The sequence below is a fragment of the Janthinobacterium salmonicoloratum genome, from assembly GCF_051380845.1.
Classification (GTDB): Bacteria; Pseudomonadota; Gammaproteobacteria; order Burkholderiales; family Burkholderiaceae_D; genus Janthinobacterium; species Janthinobacterium lividum_F.
This window is the reverse complement of record NZ_JBNYXV010000001.1, coordinates 44,554-64,054: the sequence shown is the minus strand read 5'-3', so window position 1 is coordinate 64,054 and position 19,501 is coordinate 44,554. Positions and strand designations below refer to the sequence as shown.

15 protein-coding genes and 1 pseudogene are annotated in these 19,501 nt (G+C 58.0%); 10 read left to right on the top strand and 6 right to left on the bottom strand.

The window, feature by feature from the left end:
• The first annotated feature begins 92 nt into the window (after positions 1–92).
• From ACQ4WY_RS00270 to ACQ4WY_RS00250, 5 genes are all read left to right on the top strand, one after another.
• On the top strand, positions 93–818 hold the full coding sequence (locus ACQ4WY_RS00270; RefSeq protein WP_436502302.1) for a helix-turn-helix transcriptional regulator: 726 nt from the start codon (positions 93–95) through the stop codon (positions 816–818).
• 185 nt (positions 819–1,003) lie between these two features.
• Positions 1,004–1,453 carry a hypothetical protein gene (locus ACQ4WY_RS00265; RefSeq protein WP_436502301.1) on the top strand — a complete coding sequence of 150 codons (450 nt, stop codon included), beginning with the start codon at positions 1,004–1,006 and terminating at the stop codon, positions 1,451–1,453.
• 33 nt (positions 1,454–1,486) lie between these two features.
• Positions 1,487–1,879 carry a hypothetical protein gene (locus ACQ4WY_RS00260; protein ID WP_436502300.1) on the top strand — a complete coding sequence of 131 codons (393 nt, stop codon included), beginning with the start codon at positions 1,487–1,489 and terminating at the stop codon, positions 1,877–1,879.
• Positions 1,880–2,063: 184 nt separating this feature from the next.
• Positions 2,064–2,507, top strand: coding sequence for a hypothetical protein (locus ACQ4WY_RS00255; RefSeq protein WP_436502299.1), 444 nt, complete (start codon positions 2,064–2,066; stop codon positions 2,505–2,507).
• A gap of 175 nt (positions 2,508–2,682) precedes the next feature.
• Positions 2,683–3,207: a hypothetical protein gene (locus ACQ4WY_RS00250; RefSeq protein WP_436502298.1), complete on the top strand. Its 525-nt coding sequence runs from the start codon at positions 2,683–2,685 to the stop codon at positions 3,205–3,207.
• A 31-nt stretch (positions 3,208–3,238) separates the two neighbouring features.
• Here the strand turns inward: ACQ4WY_RS00250 and ACQ4WY_RS00245 are convergent, their stop codons facing one another.
• Entirely contained in the window at positions 3,239–3,694 is a 456-nt protein-coding gene (locus ACQ4WY_RS00245; protein ID WP_211549426.1) for a tellurite resistance TerB family protein, read from the bottom strand.
• Positions 3,695–3,961: 267 nt separating this feature from the next.
• Between ACQ4WY_RS00245 and ACQ4WY_RS00240 the strand changes: the two genes are divergently transcribed.
• The 3 genes from ACQ4WY_RS00240 to ACQ4WY_RS00230 all read left to right on the top strand — a co-directional run bounded on the left by ACQ4WY_RS00240 (position 3,962) and on the right by ACQ4WY_RS00230 (position 8,029).
• On the top strand, positions 3,962–4,768 hold the full coding sequence (locus ACQ4WY_RS00240; protein ID WP_436502297.1) for a lipid II flippase Amj family protein: 807 nt from the start codon (positions 3,962–3,964) through the stop codon (positions 4,766–4,768).
• A gap of 154 nt (positions 4,769–4,922) precedes the next feature.
• Positions 4,923–6,638, top strand: a complete 1,716-nt coding sequence (locus ACQ4WY_RS00235; RefSeq protein WP_436502296.1) for an AIPR family protein — start codon at positions 4,923–4,925, stop codon at positions 6,636–6,638.
• A 338-nt stretch (positions 6,639–6,976) separates the two neighbouring features.
• Positions 6,977–8,029 (top strand): hypothetical protein, encoded by a 1,053-nt coding sequence (locus ACQ4WY_RS00230; protein ID WP_436502295.1) that lies wholly within the window; start codon positions 6,977–6,979, stop codon positions 8,027–8,029.
• A gap of 169 nt (positions 8,030–8,198) precedes the next feature.
• On the opposite strand, the gene purL is transcribed toward ACQ4WY_RS00230, so the two are convergent.
• Together purL and ACQ4WY_RS00220 are read right to left on the bottom strand one after the other, a co-directional pair.
• Complete coding sequence (gene purL / locus ACQ4WY_RS00225; RefSeq protein ID WP_436502294.1) at positions 8,199–12,236, bottom strand: phosphoribosylformylglycinamidine synthase; 4,038 nt, start codon at positions 12,234–12,236, stop codon at positions 8,199–8,201.
• A gap of 182 nt (positions 12,237–12,418) precedes the next feature.
• Positions 12,419–13,483, bottom strand: coding sequence for a GGDEF domain-containing protein (locus ACQ4WY_RS00220; protein WP_436502293.1), 1,065 nt, complete (start codon positions 13,481–13,483; stop codon positions 12,419–12,421).
• A 350-nt stretch (positions 13,484–13,833) separates the two neighbouring features.
• Here ACQ4WY_RS00220 and ACQ4WY_RS00215 point away from each other — a divergent pair, with 350 nt between their 5' ends.
• Entirely contained in the window at positions 13,834–15,459 is a 1,626-nt protein-coding gene (locus ACQ4WY_RS00215) for a response regulator (RefSeq protein WP_436502292.1), read from the top strand.
• A gap of 150 nt (positions 15,460–15,609) precedes the next feature.
• Here the strand turns inward: ACQ4WY_RS00215 and ACQ4WY_RS00210 are convergent, their stop codons facing one another.
• Complete coding sequence (locus ACQ4WY_RS00210) at positions 15,610–15,855, bottom strand: hypothetical protein (protein ID WP_353657348.1); 246 nt, start codon at positions 15,853–15,855, stop codon at positions 15,610–15,612.
• Positions 15,856–16,033: 178 nt separating this feature from the next.
• On the opposite strand from ACQ4WY_RS00210, the pseudogene ACQ4WY_RS00205 reads away from it, so the two are divergent.
• Positions 16,034–16,257: pseudogene (locus tag ACQ4WY_RS00205) on the top strand (PLP-dependent aminotransferase family protein); the annotation flags it as partial.
• Here the strand turns inward: ACQ4WY_RS00205 and ACQ4WY_RS00200 are convergent.
• Positions 16,254–16,895, bottom strand: a complete 642-nt coding sequence (locus tag ACQ4WY_RS00200; RefSeq protein WP_436502291.1) for a TetR/AcrR family transcriptional regulator — start codon at positions 16,893–16,895, stop codon at positions 16,254–16,256. The pseudogene ACQ4WY_RS00205 and the gene ACQ4WY_RS00200 sit on opposite strands and share 4 nt — an antisense overlap.
• Before the next feature lie 11 nt (positions 16,896–16,906).
• Complete coding sequence (locus ACQ4WY_RS00195) at positions 16,907–19,333, bottom strand: membrane-bound PQQ-dependent dehydrogenase, glucose/quinate/shikimate family (protein WP_436502290.1); 2,427 nt, start codon at positions 19,331–19,333, stop codon at positions 16,907–16,909.
• Positions 19,334–19,501 lie beyond the last annotated feature (168 nt).

Sequence of the window (19,501 nt, the reverse complement as noted above, 5' to 3'; positions counted from 1 at the left end):
GGTGGGGCGGATCGCTGCGCCACCCTGCCCTTATCCAGTTCCGCACCTGTAAGCCCGCGGCACACTGATGTGTGGAGGAAATGGGGGCAAGCATGAGTACCACAACGGATGTTGGCAAACTGATAGGCGCCATGTACGACTCGGCCTGCGGCGCAGGCGACTGGCCGCAGCTCGACAGCGCTGGCTTGAGCGGCCAGCAATGGCAGCAACTTTTGCCGCATCTGCAACGCGCGCTGTGCCTGCAGCAGCGCCTGCGCGAGGCGCAGCTAGCCAGCCACTGCGCGCTGGCGGCGCTCGACGCCATGGGCGCTGCCGTGCTGGTGCTCGACGCCAACCTCGGACTGCGCTTCGCCACCCCCGCCGGCCACGCCCTGCATGCGGCACAGCTGGAACACGCCGCCCCGCCCGCCCTGATGCGCGCCGTGCGCCTGGTGATCGCCAGCGCCGACGGCGCAGCACAATGCCAGTCGCTGCGCCTGGCGCGCAAGCAACAGGGGCCGCTGGCCGTGACCGTCACACCGCTTGCCGATTGCCAGCCTCCATGCGCGCTGCTGATCGCGCGCGACCCCACACAAGCGAGCACGTCCGTCCCTGCCCTGCGCCAATTGTTTGACTTGACGCAAGCCGAAGCGCAAGTGGGCAAGGCGCTGGCCCAAGGGGCCACCATCGAAGAAATCGCCGCGCGCGGCGGCATCAGCGTCAACACCGTCAAGACGCATCTGCACCACACCTATTTAAAGACGGATACGCGTCGCCAGGGCGAGCTGATCGCGCTGATCCACGGCGCAACGGCGCACCTGGCCGTACTTGATGCCTGAGGCGTGTCATCCGATCGGATGATGCACGGTGCATATTGATTGCCTACACTGGCAACACCGGTTGTCCACGCCTTGCCAGTGTCATTCACAACGCACGCGGACAAGCCGGTTCGATTTCCCTGGCACCCACATCAACATCGCCGCCCCGGCAGCGGACGGCGCCACATTCAAGGATGGGCTGGAAAATGAAAACATGGATCTTGGCCGGCACCCTGGGCGTCTGCGCCCTGCTGGCAAATGCGCAAACGCTCCCCGACAGCCAGACCGTCGTCATTCCAGGCGGGCGCCTGCAGACGATCGAACTGCCGGCACACAAACATTTCATGAGTGCAGAAACGTTTTCCCCGTTCCGCGGTGGCTATGAACTGTCGAACGGGCAAGTACTCTACCTGCGCAATGCGGGCAGCATCGGCGCCATGATGTATGCGCGCATCGATAACCAGGAAGAGCACCGCATCATCGCCACCGGTAGCGACAGCTTCGTGGCGCTCGACCAGCAGCTGGCGATGCGCATCGACTTGCGCGATGATGGCAGCGTGGGCGGCGAAGTGCTGATGCGCGTACCAGCCGAAAAACTGGCCAGCGGCGAGATCGTGCCGGCCCACGTACAAAGCATGAGCCTGGCATCGCGCTAAGGCGGCAAGCCACATTCGACATGGGTGACAGCCATGAGCAAACAGTACTCGGTCCAACAGCAAAATGCGCTGACCCAGGCCGCCATCAAGCAGACGGCGGCCTGGTGGCGCGCCCGCCCCTTACCCGATGCCTTGCGCCAGTGCGCAGCCAGCCATGGCGTGGCGCTGGGTGCGGCCCTCATGCTCGAGCTGCAACTGGCCTACCCCGGCAAGCCCGCCGTGTATGGCAAACTGCTGAGCGTAGACGGTCACTTCATTCATTTCGAGATGGATCTAGACGACGCCTTGCGCCCCTTGCCTGGCAGCGTGGCGTGGGACGACATCAGCGCCGGCTACGACCTGGCCGCGCACAAACGGGGCACGGGCGTGGGGTACGGCGAGCTGTGCAAGAAGGTGCTTCAGGAAATGAATCACTGTGCGCGGTAGCATGGTCCCGCTGGCAGTCAGCGCTGCATAAACCACAGCCATGCAATGGCGCGCCACGCAAAATATCAAGGCCTTTCTCCATCGAATGAAGGATGCGCATCGCCAAATCCGCACCTAGACTGATTGCTGCCCAACGCCCGCCCGCATCATGTGCCAGAGGCTATCAACCAACGAGGACAACAACATGAAAACCATCATCTTGAGCACGCTCGTGTGCCTCGCTGCCGCCAATACGGCAGCCACCGCGCAAACCCTGCCGCCGGAGCACACTGTCACCGTGCCGGGCAACTCGCTGCGTATCGATGTGCCGGAACACCCGCGCTACATGATGCGCCAGGATTTCAAGAAATTCGTCGGCACCTATGATCTGTCGAATGGCGACACCCTGGAACTGCGCCTCGCTGGCGCTGTCAAGTATGCGCGTATCGGCAAGCAGGAAGAGCACCGCATCGTCGCCACCGACCACAACGCCTTCGTCGCGCTGGACCGCCAGTTGAAGGTACGTATCGACCACAATGATGACGGCAGCGTGGATGGCGAACTGGTGATGGTGGTGCCGTCGCAGAAACTGTCGGGTGGCGACATCGTGCCCTCTCGCGTGCAAAACATCGGCCTGGCTTCGCGTTGAGGCGGCTGGCTGGCGCGGCAGGCCCGGCGCGGGGCACGACCTGCCGTGTAAAAAAGTCCTGCAAGAAATGAATAGCGCTACACCGTAGCGCGGTTCCAGAGTGTTTCGCGCTGCCATTGCGTGCTATTATCGCCGCCAAATTCCTTGAACGAATGGCAACGGCCCATGGAGCGCAATGCAGACACCAGACAGTAATCCGATATTCACCGTGCTGCGGCGCGGCTTGCGCCTGCTGGCCTGGCCCTTGCTGGCCCTGGTCAGCGCCGCCTGCACCAGCACCACGCGCCATCCTGCCAGCGAACCCACGCAAGTCGTCCTGCGCTTTACTTATGACGACGGCAAGCCGATGCGGCATGACAATTACCTGGCCCAGGCGCGCCAGGAAACGTATATCAAGTACTGCAGCAAGATAGGCAGCACCCGTGTCTGCGACATCGGCTCGGATCCACTCTTCATGGGCGGCGACGCCCCGCTGGACGCCAACGGCGAAGTGCGCGTCACCCTGCACTCGACCGGCCCCATCGGCAACTATCCGACCGACCTTTGCATCAAGGGCAAAGGCTACGTCTTTGATTCCGGCAACTGGAGACGCGGTCCGTTTCACCATGGCCAAGTGATCGAGATACGCTACAGGATTAACGAAGTGAAAATGACGTGCCCCTGGTCGTCGGCCACGCCGCCGTGGTGGGACAAGGATTAAGCTAGCCAGCCGGGGGCGGCTGGCTAGGCAGTTACTGCAGCTCGAACTCCGCAGGAGTCAAGCCCAGCTCGCGCGCGATCTTGCTGGCCACGCGCTGCTCGTTGGCATCGAAATTGCCGTCCGACGAAGCGACGGCGATGATCATGCGTACCAGCAAGCGCGACGCCTCCACATTCGACTTCATCTTGCCCAGCGCCTGGTAGGCCTTGGCTTCGCCGATATCCTTGTCGAACTCCAGCTGGCCGACATATTCCTGGAAAGCCTTGATCACGTCCGTGGTGGTAAACACGGATAGCGCATCATTGCTTTCAATAAATTTCACCATCTTCTGCTTCTCTTCCGCACTGACACTGCCGTCCGCCATGGCGATCAGGGCCGAGCCCGCCATCGCGGCGTTCAGGAAATCCTTGTTCTTGTACTTCAAGGCCTCGGTTTTCAACTCGCTTGCCTTGGACTTCAGCTTGGACAAAAAAGAATCGAAACTCATGGTGTACCTCCGGTTTGGTCATTGATCAGTGCGGCAAGACACGCCGCCATGTGCGGTAGTTGAGGGTGCAAGCTTAAAATACAAGCAAGGGACGAGCAACAAGCACGCAACTGAGCGCGCCGCCTTCGCCCATCGCCATGCTTTGCTCTCAAAAACGACTGCAACGCCACGCCAATTGAGCAAGGCGCAACGTTAAATAATTTGCAGTTGAAAAATAAGTAACTCCATGGCAGCATGGAATGACTTTTTCTTTACTGCAAGGTTGTGATGGACAAGCAATTGCTGTTGATTTGCGCACTGACGTTCATCATCCACATCATCGGCACCCTCGCCTACTCCGTGCGCATCGCCGGCATCCGCACGCGGCGCATCGCCGTATCGCTGGCCCTGTTCAGCATTTTGATGCTGCTGTCGCGCACCTCGAATTCCTTTCTCGGGCCATTCCTCGCCAAGCGTGTGGAAACGGGCATCGACCAGCATGTTGCCGCCAGCACGCTATTGCTAGACTTCCGCTGGCTGCTATTCTCCGCCAGCCTGGCGACCATCCTCGGCGCGATACTGATCCCCACCTTCCAGCGCGCCTTCTGCCGCGCCGTCGAACACTTCCAGGTGCACCGCTCCGTGCCCAAACTGCTGTTGCACGCCGTCTTCAAGGGCGGCTTGTCCTACCTGAAGACCTCCGCCAGCCTGCCCAAGCCCGCCAACGTCACTGGCCTGCGCCAGAAATCGGGCGTTTCCGTCTCCATGACCGCCATGAACGTCATCGCCACAGCCCTGTGGACGGTGGGCGTCTTCGCCGCCCTCTACGCAGGCGTGCTCGATCCCAGCGTGCGCGTCACCTCCAGCACGCTTTCATCGATCATCAACGGCGGCGCCACCATCATGATGGCCGTCTTCATCGACCCGCACATGTCAGGCATGACGGATGACGTCATCGAAGGCAAGATCGAAGAATCGCAGTTTCGGCGCGCGGTGGTGTGGCTGGTGGGGAGCCGGTTGGCGGGAACGCTGATTGCGCAGTTTTTGCTGGTGCCGTCGGCGGTGGTGATTGTGGGGGTGGCGAATGGGTTGTAATATCATTTACTCTGAACCTGTTAGCGTGAAGTTTTTTAAACCACCCATAGATAAAATGAAATTCTCACCGTCTACAATTCGCCATTATCACTCCTTCAGCTCTCAACCTCCAAAATTCATGCAATAATATTTTTTCACCAAAAAACAGATAGCTATGACAACCAGAATTATACAAAAATCTGAAAAGACAAAAGATCCTCGAAAAGAATTGATTGAAGCGATTGACGCTGTCGCAAAGCGCGGAGGAATTTCACGTGACCGAGCCATTGCTGCATGGTATGCAACAACCTTACTTGGCATAGATGAGGATGAGGCAATCGATGCAGCCTCAGTAGATGGTCCAGAGGATGGTGGCTGCGATTTTATATATGTGGATACTGATCAAGAGACGGTGTATGTCCTACAAGGTTATGTGGCTGAACGAGCTGATAGGAGTGCACCTTTAAAAAAATGGAATGCACTAGTTGCAGCGGTTTCAAGCATAAAAGATCCAATATCTTTCCAGCATGCAGGTAGATCTGACATTCAAGCAAGACTACAAGAACTTGATATTCAAAATCTAAATTTAGTATTTGGCTTGGTAACATTAGCAGCCAAGTCTGATCAAATTGCACGGCAAAGGGAATCAACAATACGATCGAAGACATATGGTTCCGAAATGTCTTTCTTCTACGAACATCAGGATACGCTATATGACAAATATGTCATTGCAAAAACCTCCGATCGGACTGTACCCGAGGACACTTTAACTTTTGGAACTCCCCTTTCCGAAATCCGTGGTGATTTTGGCCATGCAATTATTGGATCTGTCGCAGCGAGCGAATTAGCCCGGTGGTATGAGAAATATCCAAACCAACTTTTCGAGGGGAATGTACGTTTATTTATTGGTCAAAGAAAAGGCGGAATAAACGAAAAAATAATAGAAACAGCAGTTAATAGACCTGGCGATTTCTGGGCATTAAATAATGGAATAACAATTGTTGCCGATAGTATTGAAGAAATCACAAAAAAGAAATTTACTCTAAGACACTTCTCAATTGTGAATGGTTGCCAAACAACGGTTAGCTTAGCAAAAGCAATTGCAAGTTCAACCACTGCGGCAAAGGCACAGGTATTGGTAAGAGTTGTAGGGGCAAAGAAGACTATCTTGACTGACATTGTCAGGTACAACAATACTCAAAACCCTGTTAAATTATCAGCAGTTAGGTTACTTGATCCAATCCAAGAAGGTTTAAGAAATTCTTTTCTCTCCATAGACTATTCATATGCTCCAAAACAAGAAGGCGCACGGGCTATTAAAAATCCAAAACGAATAGAACTAGATAAAATTGCACAGTACTTAGCAGCAATGTCAGAAGAAACCATACTTGATGCAGTCCGTCGCAAGACAGAACTTTTTGATAAGGTTTATAAGACAATTTTTCCAAGAGGGTTACAAGCAGAACGTGTTTATCTCGCTTGGCTATTGGCCCAACAAGTAGAAGCCGAACGCATGACATTGCTTAAAGCAAATGATTCCCCAGATACCGTCATAAAAACAATACTTGGGATTCATGGAACCCCATGGGGAATATTTGTTGCAAGCACGCTTATTGATCAATCAGGATCAGATTTATCTAAATTCACGCTAGAAAAAATGAACACAGTGGAATTTAGCAATGCGATTGCAAAGTACGCAAAAAAGGCAATGGAACTATATTCCGAGATTGCCGTACAAATTGTTGACTCTGAAGGTGAGAATGAAAATACTCGAAATGAAATACGTATAAAACCTTTTTTAGACAAGCTTAAAAGAACCTTAGCCTTAAGAATGTCAAAAATTTCAACCTGGAAACTCCCAAAACTCCAAAATATTACTAGCTCAACATAAATCTTAAAGCAATGTAGGACACTGTAAAACACTGAATATACTGTGAATTTTTAGTGCAATAAGTTCATTAAAAAAAGCCGCCATCACCCGACGGCGGCTTACTCATTCCCACCCCAGTAATATCTTGCACCAAGACGCCGCTCCTGAAAATAGCCACATTATCCACAATCAGCGCGTGATAGTGTGACTGCTGGGAAGCCGCATGCGGGACAATCCTTGTGCATTTTTTTGCTGGGAAAATCTGCAATGGCGATTGTTGGGATAGCTAAGTTTTTATAATACTCATATAAATATCGCGATACAGAACTAATTTCAACAAAACAATTACAGGAGTTATTGTGTCATATCATGAAATTGAGAATCTTAACGAAATTTCAAGGCTCGGCAAAAAATTACAAGATAGCCTCTATTCCGCCACTGTTCGCACGCAGAAAAGAACAATTGGTTTCCCCGGAAACAAAGAGGTTAGAGAAATTTCATTTCTAACTGACAACGGTGCGGATTCCTTATGGTTTGCCAACTGGGAATCAATTCGCACACCGGGAAAGATAGTCAATCTTTTCGGGCGAGGAGATCCTCATGAAGATACACAACTAACGATCGACGTACAATTTAATTACAATACGGAGAAATTCACCAGGCAATTAGGCGGTGTTTTTCTAAAAGATATCGATAGCGGAGAAATCATAGTCGCACATCGAGGAATAATTACAAAAAAAAGTAGAATAGAGCTTGATATTGTATTTGAGGTGATGGCAGCAGATGTGATTGAGGGAGAAAATAGCGACGGCTTAAGAGATTACCTTTTCATAACATTGTTAAATTCAAAAAACCTAATTTCTGAAATTGGGGAATTTTCCCAAAATCTTCGCAAGTCTTTTCAAGATCTAGATCTAACATCAATGAGTGGTGCGAACCCTGATAAAAAGCTGATAAATCCAGGGAGCCGAGCCAGAAATTTAAATGATCTTCGTCCATATTTTAAAGAATTTAGTGGCAAACGACGTTCATTTACACCACGGAAAGTATTCCCGGATTGCAGTCATGGAAAAGTCGTTAATGCTCTTGAGCAGGAGTTCTTTCTATCGGCGCAGACATTAAAATCAACAGCTGTTGATCTTGTGGTTAATGGAAAGACATCATCTATCCTTTTTGAGGTAAAAACAAATTCCGGCACGCAAAGCATTTACACCGCAGTCGGGCAACTTACTGTGCATATGCCCAAGGTGGCAGAGTTTACGAAAAAAATCGTAAGCAAAGTTTTAGTTATTCCGGAGAAACCATTGAAGGAACTGGAGAAAATTTTAGAAGCAGAACTAAACATATTGATAGTTACGTACGATATCTCTGCAAAAGGAAAAGTAACTTTCAACGGATTGGAGAAGATATGAAACATCGAACGCTTCAGAACCATTTTCCAGATTTAATTCCGCCTTAATCTCGACAAATATTTCTCCATAACAGATACAGAAAAAAAGCCGCTGTCTCCCGACAGCGGCTTTCTCATTCCTACCCCAGCAGCAGCGCCTTGAACCAGACGCCGCGCCACAACTAGCTTAATTACCCCACAAACTTCCGCGCATTCCTGAACATGCGCATCCAAGGCGAATCCTCACCCCATGCTTCAGGATGGTAAGACTGCTGTACCGAACGGAACACGCGTTCTGCATGCGGCATCAGCACGGTGAAGCGGCCGTCTGGCGTGGTCACGGAGGTGATGCCTTCCGGCGAGCCGTTCGGGTTGTACGGATACGCTTCCGTGGCGGCGCCCTTGTTGTCGACGAAGCGCATGGCTTTGGTGACCTGGGTGATGTCGCCCGTTTGCGAGAAGTCGGCGTAGCCTTCGCCGTGGGCGATGGCGATGCCGGCTTGCGTGCCGGCCATGCCGTTGAAGAAGATCGATGGGGAATCCATGACTTCGACCATGGCAAAGCGGCCTTCGAATTTCTCCGACTTGTTGCGCGTGAACTTGGGCCAGGCGTGGGCGCCGGGGATGATGGATTTCAAATTGCTCATCATCTGGCAGCCGTTACAGATACCGAGACCGAAGCTGTCCGTGCGGTTGAAGAAGCGCGCGAACTGTTCCGCCAGGCTGGCGTTGAACAGGATGGTTTTCGCCCAGCCTTCGCCCGCGCCAAGTACGTCGCCGTACGAGAAACCGCCCACGGCGATGACGCCCTGGAAGTCGTCCAGTTTGACTCTGCCCGCAATCAGGTCGCTCATGTGCACGTCGACGGCCGTGAAGCCTGCCTGGTGCATCACGTACGCCGTCTCGATGTGCGAGTTGACGCCCTGCTCGCGCAAGATGGCCCCACGCGGACGCACGCCCGTGGCGATGAATGGCGCGGCGATGTTCTCGTTCTGGTCGAAGGTGACGATAGGCGACATGCCCGGGTCTTGCACGTCCAGCAAACGGTCGTATTCAGCGTCCGCGCAGGCTGGATTGTCGCGCAGGCGGGCGATGCGCCAGCTCGTTTCGCTCCACAGGCGATGCAGAGCCGCGCGCGGCTGGGTGTAAATCAGCTTGGCGTCGCGCGTGAATTCGATGACGTCGCGGTCGTTCAATTTGCCGATGATATGGCTGCAGGCGCCCAGGTTGAAGGTGCGCAGCACGTCCATGACGAGCGACTTTTCTTCCGCACGCACCTGGATGACGGCGCCCAGCTCTTCGCTGAACAAGGCGCGCAGGGTCAGTTCGTTGCGGCGTTCCGCTACCTGGCCCGTCCAGTTCTTGGCGTCGCCCCAATCGCTCGAGTGTTCGCCTTCCATGGTCAGCATGTCCAGGTTGACGGACATGCCCGCGTGGCCGGCGAAGGCCATTTCCGTCAGGGTGGCGTACAGGCCGCCGTCCGAACGGTCATGGTAGGCCAGCAGCTTGTCGTCGCTGTTCAATTTCTGGATGGCGGCGAAGAAGCCTTTCAGGTCTTCCGCGCTGTCCACGTCCGGCGTTTCATTGCCCAACTGGCCCATGACTTGCGCCAGCGCCGAGGCGCCCAGGCGGTTCTTGCCGCGGCCCAGGTCGATCAAGATCAGCGAGGTGTCGCCCTGGTCCGTCTTCAGCTGCGGCGTGAGCGACTTGCGCACATCAAGCACTGGCGCGAACGAGGACACGATCAGCGACACTGGCGAGGTGACGGATTTGGCCGCGCCCGTGCTGTCGTCTTTCCACGTCGTGCGCATCGACAGCGAATCCTTGCCGACGGGGATGCTGATGCCCAGTGCCGGGCACAGGTCCATGCCCACGGCTTTTACCGTGTCGTACAGGGCTGCGTCCTGGCCAGGCTGGCCGCAGGCGGCCATCCAGTTGGCGGACAGCTTGATGTCGGAGATGTCGGCAATCGCTGCGGCGGCGATATTGGTGACGGCTTCGCCCACGGCCATGCGGCCCGAGGCGGCGGCGTCGATGACGGCCAGCGGCGTGCGTTCGCCCATGGCCATCGCTTCGCCCAGATAACCTTCAAAGCTCATGGTGGTGACGGCGCAATCGGCCACCGGCACTTGCCATGGTCCTACCATCTGGTCGCGCACGGTCATGCCGCCTACGCTGCGGTCGCCGATGGTGATCAGGAAGGATTTGTCGGCCACGGTCGGCAGCAGCAACACTTTTTGCGCCACATCCACCAGGTCCATGCCCGTCAGGTCGATCGCCGGGAAATCGTTGGCAACGTGGACCACGTCGCGCTGCATCTTCGGCGGTTTGCCCAGCAAGACGTCCATCGGCATGTCGACTGGCTCGTTGCCCAGTTCCGGGTCGATCAGTTTCAGTTGACGCTCTTCGGTGGCCACGCCCACGGCGGCGAACAAACAGCGTTCGCGTTCGCACATGGCTTTGAATAAGGGCAGGCTTTCCGGCGCGATGGCCAGGACATAGCGTTCCTGCGATTCATTGCTCCAGATTTCCTTCGGCGCCATGCCCGATTCTTCCAGTGGCACTTTGCGCAGGTCGAAAATCGCGCCGCGCTTGGCGTCGTTGGTGATTTCCGGGAACGCGTTCGACAAACCGCCCGCACCCACGTCGTGGATGGAGATGATCGGGTTGTCGGCGCCCATTTGCCAGCAGGCGTTGATGACTTCCTGGGCGCGGCGTTCCATTTCCGGATTGCCGCGCTGGACGGAATCGAAGTCCAGGTCGGCCGTGTTGCTGCCGGTGGTCATCGACGAGGCGGCGCTGCCGCCCATGCCGATGCGCATGCCCGGGCCACCCAGCTGCACCAGCAGGCTGCCGACGGGGATGTCGTTCTTGTGCGTGTGTTGCGCCGAGATATTACCGATGCCGCCCGCGATCATGATCGGCTTGTGGTAGCCGAATACGGCGTCTTTGTCCGTGCCGACGTTCTGTTCATACGTGCGGAAGTAACCACCCAATACCGGACGGCCGAATTCGTTAGAGAACGCGGCGCCGCCCAATGGGCCTTCGATCATGATTTGCAGGGGCGAAGCGATGCGTTCCGGCTTGCCGTATTGATCTGCATCAGAACGCGATGCCAATGGCGCCGTCACGGAAGCGGCCGTTTCCCAGCTGCGCACGGCATCCGGCAGCGACAAGTTCGATACCGTGAAACCGGTCAGGCCAGCCTTTGGCTTGGCGCCGCGACCCGTTGCGCCTTCGTCGCGGATCTCGCCGCCCGCGCCCGTGGAGGCGCCGGGGAATGGAGAAATCGCCGTCGGGTGGTTATGCGTTTCCACCTTCATCAGGGTGTGCGTCAGTTCCGTCGACGCCGCATATTCGTGATTTGCACCGCGCGGGTAGAAGCGCGAGACGGTCGCGCCTTCCATGATCGAGGAATTGTCGCTGTAGGCGACGACGGTGCCCTTCGGCTGCAATTCATGCGTGTTCTTGATCATGCCGAACAGCGATTTTGGCTGCGCCACGCCGTCGATGGTCCAGTCGGCGTTGAAGATCTTGTGGCGGCAATGCTCGCTGTTCGCCTGCGCGAACATCATCAGTTCCACATCCGTCGGGTTGCGGCCGGCCTTGGTGAAGGCGGTGTCCAGGTAGTCGATTTCGTCTTCCGACATCGCCAGGCCCAGTTCCGTGTTCGCCGTTTCCAGGGCACGCTTGCCCTGCCCCAGCAAGTCGATCGATTCCAGTGGACGCGCTTCCAGGGTGCGGAACAAGTCCTTGGCGTCGTCGGCGCTGCGCAGTACGGATTCCGTCATGCGGTCATGCAGCAGGTCGGCCACAGCTTGCACCTGCTCGTCCGTCAATTTGCCGGCGCCAATGGCGCTGCCCAGGATGCCCGATTTCAGGTTGATGCGGAAAGCGATGCCGCGTTCGACGCGCTTGATGTGCGCCATGCCGCAGTTATGCGCGATGTCGGTGGCTTTCGAAGCCCACGGCGAAATCGTGCCGAAACGGGGAATGACGAAGAATTCTTCGGCAGCGCCTTCCGTATTGTCAGCGTGGGCCGGCTCGCCGTACGTCAGCAAGGCGCCAAGGCGCGTGCTGTCGTCGTTGGTGAGAGGCGCGCTGGCATCGATGAAATGGACATAGCGTGCTTGTACGGCAACAATCGCAGGCGAGACGGCTTGCAGTTGGCTTAACAGACGGTGGCTACGGAAATGGGACAGGGCATTGGAACCCGGCAGTATCAACATGATTGGAAGGTGGTTGATGCAGCGTGGCTGCGGGTTAAAGGTAGGTATGACAATATCTTTCGTACGGCAAATTTCCTTTGCGCGCATTATACCCGTTTTACCCCTGCCTTATGACCGGAACTTGGGGCTTTGCCACCCTTTTGCCCCGCAAAGCGGCAGTTTTTGACACCGCAACAACAACCTCAGGCGATCACATAGCGGTTCTTGCCTTGGCGCTTGGCCAGGTACAGCGCCTCATCGGCCAGCCGGTAGCTGTGGCCCAGCTCCTTGTCCCGGTCCAGCTCGGCCACGCCCACGCTGATCGACACGAACTGCGCGGCCAGGAACGCCTGGCTGACGGCCTCGACCAGGGCGCCCGCAAAGGCGCGCACGGCCTCGCGGTCGCCCGCGTAGACGACGCCGAATTCCTCGCCGCCCAGGCGCCCGCACAAATGGCCTTGCGCCTTGTCGGCGATGATGGCGGCCGTGCGGACGAGCACCTCATCGCCCGCATCATGGCCCTGCTGGTCGTTGATGATCTTGAAATCGTCGATGTCGATCATCAGGAAATGCAGCACGCCGCCGTGGAGCGCGCCATGCATCTGCTGGGCGCGCTGCGTGAACATGCGGCGGTTGTTCAAGCCCGTCAGGCCGTCCTGGAAGGCCAGCCGCGTCAACTCCACTTTGGAGTGATAGTTGCGCAAACGCAATAAGCTGAAACTGACATTCAGCGCCAGCCCGAACAGCACGCTGACGGCGATCATCAGCGGCGCCCAGGATTGGTCGGGCAAGCCCGCGTTCACCGGGTACAGGCCGTGGCCCACGTTCCACCACACGCCCGCCACCACGGCGAGGTAGCTGAGGCCGCCATTGAAGATGGAGGCGATGGCCAGGGTCATGAAGACGCCCACGGGCAAGACCCAGAAGCTGGCGTGCTGCACGGCGTCGGCCATGGTGCGCAAGCCGAAAGTCAGGGCCAGCACGGCGCAGGCGCCGGTAATGGTCAGCACGGGCAAGGTGGTGCAGCGGTAGCGCACGACCAGGCTCGTCAACATGCCCAGCAGCGCGAGCACGGCGTGCGCCAGGTTCGGATGATAGGGATCGGGCATCAGCAGCCAGGTCAGGCTGTAGGCGATGATGCCCAGCAGCTGCGTGACCATGCCGACCCGGTGCAATTCCGCGAAATAGGTATGCTGCTGTTCGCTGTTGCCGCCAAATGCGAGGGGAACGGCAACGCGCCGCAAGGTAGACAGATCAGGAACGCGCATGACGGGTATCGACACCAGAAAGGAATAAAGCGCCCGGTAAAGCCTTGCGCATGCCTGGCCGCGACATGGCGCGGCATGCAATAAGTGTTGCATTTTAGAATACTATCACGCTAGTCAAGGAATTGCCGGAAAAACAGGTGCCAGCGCCATTGCACGGGGCGTGCGTGTCATGAAATACAACGCTGGACGGCGCCCGACACGCCTGCCCTCGCGCAGCGTGCCTGATTGCATGCATTTTGCTGGCAGTGTCGCCCGGCTTTGCAGTATGCTGATAAAAAACAATACTGCCAAACAGCGACATATAAGAAGAGTTCCCGCAAATGACCGAACAGATGAACGAGAGCTGAACCATGCCAGAAACTAGCGACTTATCTGTCCTGATCGTCGACCCGAACCCCAGCATGCGGGGCAATCTGCACAATATGCTGAACCAGGCCGCCATTACCAAGGTGGAATATGCCGTCAATTCCGGCACGGCCATCCGCCTGCTGACGAAGAAACCGTTCGACATCATCCTGTGCGAATACGATCTTGGTAGCGGCACGGACGGCCAGGACGGCCAGCAGTTACTGGAAGACTTGCGCCACCACAAGCTGATCGGCCTGTGGACGATCTTCATCATGCTGACCTCCGAAGCCATCCACAGCAAGGTGATCAGCGCAGCCGAACTGATCCCGTCCGACTACATCCTGAAACCGTTCACCGTCGACGTGCTGAGCGGACGCATCGCGCGCGCCATCGAACGGCGTGCCATTTTCCTGCCCACGTATCAGCTGATCGACAAGGGTGACTTGCGCGAAGCCGTGAAAAGCTGCCGCGCGGCCGAACTGCAGCACCCGCGCCTGGCGGCCGATTTCACCCGCCTGCGTGCCGAACTGCACATCGCCCTGGACGAATGGAAGGAAGCGGAACAGCTGTACGCCGACATGCTGGCCACGCGGCCCATGGCCTGGGCCCATCTGGGCTTGGCGCGCACCCTGTTCGAACAGCAGCGCCACGAGGAGGCGCAGGATTCGCTGCTGGAACTGGTGGAAACCTATCCCCGCTTCATGGCCGCCTACGACCTGCTGGCGCAAAACCATGAAGCCATGGGCCAGCAACTGCAGGCGAAGAAAATCCTCGAAGACGCGGTGGCCATTTCACCGCACATGGTGCGCCGCTTGCGCCACCTGGGCGGCATCGCGTTTGACACGGGCGATATCGGCGCGGCCGAGCGGGCCTACAAGCAGGTGGTCACCAAAGCGAAGTACTCTGAATTCCGCGATCCGGAAGACCACGTCAACCTGGTCAAAACGCTGGTCAAGAAAGGCGATGCGCCGCAAGCGAGCGGCGTGCTGCGCGACATGGAGCGCTCCCTGCGGGGCGGCGCCAACGTGGAAGCGTGCCGCGCCATCTCGGCCGCCATGCTGCATGAATTGTCGGGCAACGACATCGCCGCCGCCAGCGAACTGCAATTGGCCGCCGCCGCCCTGGACACGGCGCGGGGCCTGTCGACGCAGCTGAAAGTGGGCCTCGTGCAAAGCTGCCTGAAAAACAATCTGGAACAGGCCGCGTCCGACGTCATGATGAAACTCGTCAACGAAGCCGACAGCGAAGTGACGATGGAAGCGGCCGTCGATGTATTTGAAAAGGCCGGACGCCATGACTTGGCGCAAGGCATGGGCCAGCAGATCAGCAACCAGGTGCAGGAACTGATGCAGGATGCGGCCAGCAAGTCGGAAAGCGGCGAGCTCAAGGGGGCCGTCTTCGTGCTGCGCCAGGCCCTGCGCAAAACGCCAGGCAACCTGCCCGTGCTGTTCGCCTCCGTCGAGGCCATTTTGCGCCAGCTCAACATGCTGGGCTGGGAAGCCCCGCTGGCTGAACAGGCACAGCACCAGATGCAGGTAATCCGCAAGATCGATCCCAAGCATCCGCAGCTGGAGTCACTCAAGCAGCAGTATGCGGCCACGCAACACAAGTATGGTATTGCTAGCTGACTATTGCCGTAAGCTGATGGCTTGCCGATGCATCGTCCCGCAGCGATGACTATGGGCCGAAGCGAGCTCTGACACGCCTGCCGATGCTGCCCGAGCCGCATCGGGGAATGGCTGCCGCATCACTGGATATCGGCAGACTGTTCTTTGCCATCAGGGGAGGGTCATATCCAAACCGACCATCCTGACAACAAAGAAGGTGACAATCCCCAAGGCCATGAGCAAAAGCACGAAGCCTGCGACCACCTTGCCGCTCGCGCGCAGCACCGCGCGATTCTGCTTCGCCTTATCCTTATCCTTCTTCCCTTGATCGTAATGCCACTTGATGGCGAAGAACATGCCCGTGCCGAGCACGAGAGCCTTGAACGTAACGAAGACTATAGGGGTCCAATCCATCATTTTGCGTATTTCCAGTCTATTACTTGACACTATCTATCGTGGGGAGCGCTACCTCAAAACACTGCTTCAGCAGCGTCTGTTCAAGGTTGGAGTTGCTGCACGCTTTGATGCATACTACTTTAAAACAATTTCCATACATTGAGACAAAATGTCCCAGTTGCAAACAATGCAAGATGAAAACCGGATGGCTCGGGATATTCTGGCGGGACGGTACAGCGGCGCGGCAGACGGCCTGCATGTATGGCGCGAGTTGCCGGCATATTGGAACTCCTCACGGCTTGCGCGTGCCGCCGCTAGCTGCAGCATCGCTTCACGCCGGCCACGGCATTCGTAACTGGCAGCGTATCCGGGTATGCGATTCGCGAGATCACGCCAGCCGGATTGCAACCCTTCCGGGGCTAATCCGAGCTACGCTCCACCCGCGCCACCACCAGCTCGATCAGCTCCGCAATCAAGGGCCGGAACGTGGCAGCATCGCCGCCCTGCCCCAGCATGACGGTGCGCGTGGTCAGGTGCGAGAAGACGGCGTCGAACAGGATTTGCGGCAGGTTGGAAAACGAGGTATCGGGAGCGATGCGGCCCTGGGTGCGCTGCTGCTCCAGCAGGCGCAGGATCAGCGCATGCCACACTTGCGGGCCGTGCTCGTACCAGGCCAGTCCCACGGCCGGCACGGCGGCCGCGCCCGTGACGACGAGACGGTAGAAATCCACGTGGCGGGGGCTGGTGACGACGGCCACCAGTTCATCGAGGATCAGCTGCAAGCCTTGTTCCAGGCCCGCTTGCGAGGTATCGAGCCCGCGCAGGTCGATGATGAAATCGGCGCACAGGTATTCGACCACGGCCACCAGCAGCTCCTGCTTGCTGCCAAAGTAACGATAGGCGGTGGCTTTCGAGCCGCCCGCCTCGGCCACGATGGCGTCCATGCTGACGCCGTCGTAGCCGGAGGCGAGGAAGAGGTCCGCCGCCGCCACCAGCAGCTTGCGGCGCCGCTCCTCGCTTCGGGTACTGGGGGAAGCTGGAACGGTGCGCAACTGGGGCATGAAGCAAACTCTTACTGTGTATTGGGAAGCGCGTATGCTATCACGTAATCTCCCCGATCCGGGCTCTGGCGGGCGCCGCCCGCCACCACCACGACGTACTGGCGGCCCGACCTGGGCGACACATACGTCATCGGCGTGCCCTGCGAACCGACGGGCATGCGCGCCTTCCACACTTCACGGCCCGTGGCGATTTCCATGGCGCGCAGATAATAATCCTGCGTGCCCGTATAAAACACCAGGCCCGACGCCGTGCTCACGCCGCCACCGAGGGTGGGCATGCCCAGCGGGATGGGCAGCCGCGCGCGCACGCCGTTGATGACGGCATCCTGCACCGTGCCGGCCGGACGCTCCCACACTTTCGTGCGCGTCTTCAGGTCGATGGCGGCAAACACGCCCCACGGCGGGCTTTGGCAGGGTATGCCCAACGGAGAATTGAAGGCCTTGTGGTCGATGATGAACGGCGTGCCATCCATCGGATAAGTGCTGCCCACGCCGTGGCCCGACGTCAGCTTGGCCACGTCCACCGTCTCGCGCGGCACCAGCTTGACCACTTGCGGCATGCGGATATCATTGACGAACATATAGCCATTGCTTTCATCGACAGCCGCGCCGCCCCAGTTGAAGCCGCCGTAGTAGCCCGGATTAATCAGGGTCTCTTTTGTGCTTGGCGCCGTGAATTCGCCCTGGTAATTGAGCTTGCGGAAGCTGATGCGGCAGGCCAGCTGGTCGAAGAAGGTGGCGCCCCACATGTCGCGCTCCGTCAGCGTTTCCGCACCGAGGGCCGGCATGCCGGTGGAGTATGGCTGTGTTTTCGACACCCAGTCGCCGGCCGCGTGCTCCTGCGGCACGGTTTTTTCCACCACGTCCGCGATCGGTTTTCCCGTGCGACGGTCCAGCATGAAGATCTGGCCCCGCTTGGTCAGTTGCACCAGCGCGGGGATCGTGCCGCCCTTGCCGTCCGGGACGTCGTACAGGGCCGGCTGCGCGGCCACGTCGTAATCCCAGATATCGTGGTGAACGGTTTGATACGTCCAGCGCTCGCGGCCAGTGGCCATGTCGAGTGCAACGATGGCCGACGCATACTTTTCCGTCAGCGGTGGACGCTTGCCACCCCAGAAGTCGGGCTGCTCGTTCCCCGTCGGCAGGTACACCAGGCCCAGTGCATCGTCGAACGCAGGCGTCGACCACATGTTCGGCGTGCTGCGCGTGTAGGTCTGCCCTTCCGGCGGCAGCTTGGTGATGGCCGGATTGCCCAGGTCCCAGGCCCACACCAGTTCACCCGTGTCGGCGCTATAGGCGCGCACGACGCCCGATGGTTCATCGGTGGAGCGGCCGTCGAACACCCAGCCGCCGAGGATGATCAGATTGCGCGCCACCGTGGGCGCGGACGTGTAGGCGTAGTACGGCACGTTCATTTTCACCTTGCCCAGGCCGACGGTGAGGTCGACGGAACCCTTGCCGCCGAAAGCCTCGCACTGCTTGCCCGTCTGCGCGTCAATCTCTATCAGGCGCGCATCCATGGTCACTTGCACGATGCGCCTGGCGCACGCGCCCGCCACCGGCGCGCTGGCCGCCTGCATGCCCTCAAAACGGAACGGCTTATCCACCTTGGCCGGCTCGTAGTAGCCGACGCCGCGGCAGCGGTTCCACGTCCTGGTGTTGGCCGGCTTGGGATCGAAGGTCCAGCGCTCCTTGCCCGTGTCCGCGTCCAGCGCGATGACCTTGCTCATCGGTGTGCACGTATAGATGGTGTCGCCGATCTGCAGTGGCGTGTTTTGCGATTCGGACGCGCCTTCGGCCAGCTCGCCCGAGCGGTAGGTCCACGCCACTTCCAGCTTGTCGACATTCTGCTTGTCGATCTGCGTGTACGGCGCGAAGCGCGTGCCCTTCGGCCCATAACCGTAGTGCGCCCAGTTGGCGCTGCCGTCGTTGACGGCCGTCACCGCATCCTGCTGCGGCTGCGCGGTGGCGTCCGTCACGCCGTGCGGCTTGAACATGGCAGCGAAGCCGGCTACCAGCACGACGGCAAACAGGGCCGCGAAACCGCGCGACTGGCCAGCGTGACCACGGCCTGCCAGCCAAGGATGCAGCAAGGCGGCCACCAGGCCGATGACGAGGAATGGCGCCAGGCGCGGCACCATGGGCCAGAAAGCAAAACCGATTTCCCACACGGCCCAGGCCACGGTGGCGATGACCAGCGCGGCGATGATGCTGCTCGCCAGCGGCTTGCGGCGCAAGTACAGCACGCCGGCCAAGAGCAAGCCGAGTCCGGCCAGCAGGTAATACCAGGAACCGCCGAGGGTAATCAGTTCAATGCCGCCCGCCGCCAGGGCCAGGCCGGTAAATCCAAGAAACATGCCGAAAACCGTCAGGGCAAGCCGCTTGCCCCTGAAGACCGCCGGGATCGCCGGCGCTCCTTTATTTACTGAAGTGTCCATTTTTTATCCATGACGCCTCCCCTGCCCAGGCAAATACGCCGGGGATGGCTGATTTTTTAAATCTACGTAGCGAAACTGTACTGTACGGTTTCATTTTAAGCCGATTCTTGACTCAAGTAAAGAAAGTGATGTCTGAGCTTGATTTTTTGCGGGGATGGGATGGATGAG

Bases quoted from the DNA above. Each gene is read 5' to 3' on its own strand.
- ACQ4WY_RS00210 (WP_353657348.1), bottom strand. From the start codon at position 15,855: ATGATGGATTGGACCCCTATAGTCTTCGTTACGTTCAAGGCTCTCGTG.
- ACQ4WY_RS00260 (WP_436502300.1), top strand. From the start codon at position 1,487: ATGAGCAAACAGTACTCGGTCCAACAGCAAAATGCGCTGACCCAGGCC.
- ACQ4WY_RS00245 (WP_211549426.1), bottom strand. From the start codon at position 3,694: ATGAGTTTCGATTCTTTTTTGTCCAAGCTGAAGTCCAAGGCAAGCGAG.
- ACQ4WY_RS00250 (WP_436502298.1), top strand. From the start codon at position 2,683: ATGCAGACACCAGACAGTAATCCGATATTCACCGTGCTGCGGCGCGGC.
- ACQ4WY_RS00215 (WP_436502292.1), top strand. From the start codon at position 13,834: ATGCCAGAAACTAGCGACTTATCTGTCCTGATCGTCGACCCGAACCCC.
- ACQ4WY_RS00200 (WP_436502291.1), bottom strand. From the start codon at position 16,895: ATGCCCCAGTTGCGCACCGTTCCAGCTTCCCCCAGTACCCGAAGCGAG.
- ACQ4WY_RS00235 (WP_436502296.1), top strand. From the start codon at position 4,923: ATGACAACCAGAATTATACAAAAATCTGAAAAGACAAAAGATCCTCGA.
- ACQ4WY_RS00195 (WP_436502290.1), bottom strand. From the start codon at position 19,333: ATGGACACTTCAGTAAATAAAGGAGCGCCGGCGATCCCGGCGGTCTTC.
- ACQ4WY_RS00270 (WP_436502302.1), top strand. From the start codon at position 93: ATGAGTACCACAACGGATGTTGGCAAACTGATAGGCGCCATGTACGAC.
- ACQ4WY_RS00240 (WP_436502297.1), top strand. From the start codon at position 3,962: ATGGACAAGCAATTGCTGTTGATTTGCGCACTGACGTTCATCATCCAC.
- ACQ4WY_RS00265 (WP_436502301.1), top strand. From the start codon at position 1,004: ATGAAAACATGGATCTTGGCCGGCACCCTGGGCGTCTGCGCCCTGCTG.
- purL (WP_436502294.1), bottom strand. From the start codon at position 12,236: ATGTTGATACTGCCGGGTTCCAATGCCCTGTCCCATTTCCGTAGCCAC.
- ACQ4WY_RS00220 (WP_436502293.1), bottom strand. From the start codon at position 13,483: ATGCGCGTTCCTGATCTGTCTACCTTGCGGCGCGTTGCCGTTCCCCTC.
- ACQ4WY_RS00255 (WP_436502299.1), top strand. From the start codon at position 2,064: ATGAAAACCATCATCTTGAGCACGCTCGTGTGCCTCGCTGCCGCCAAT.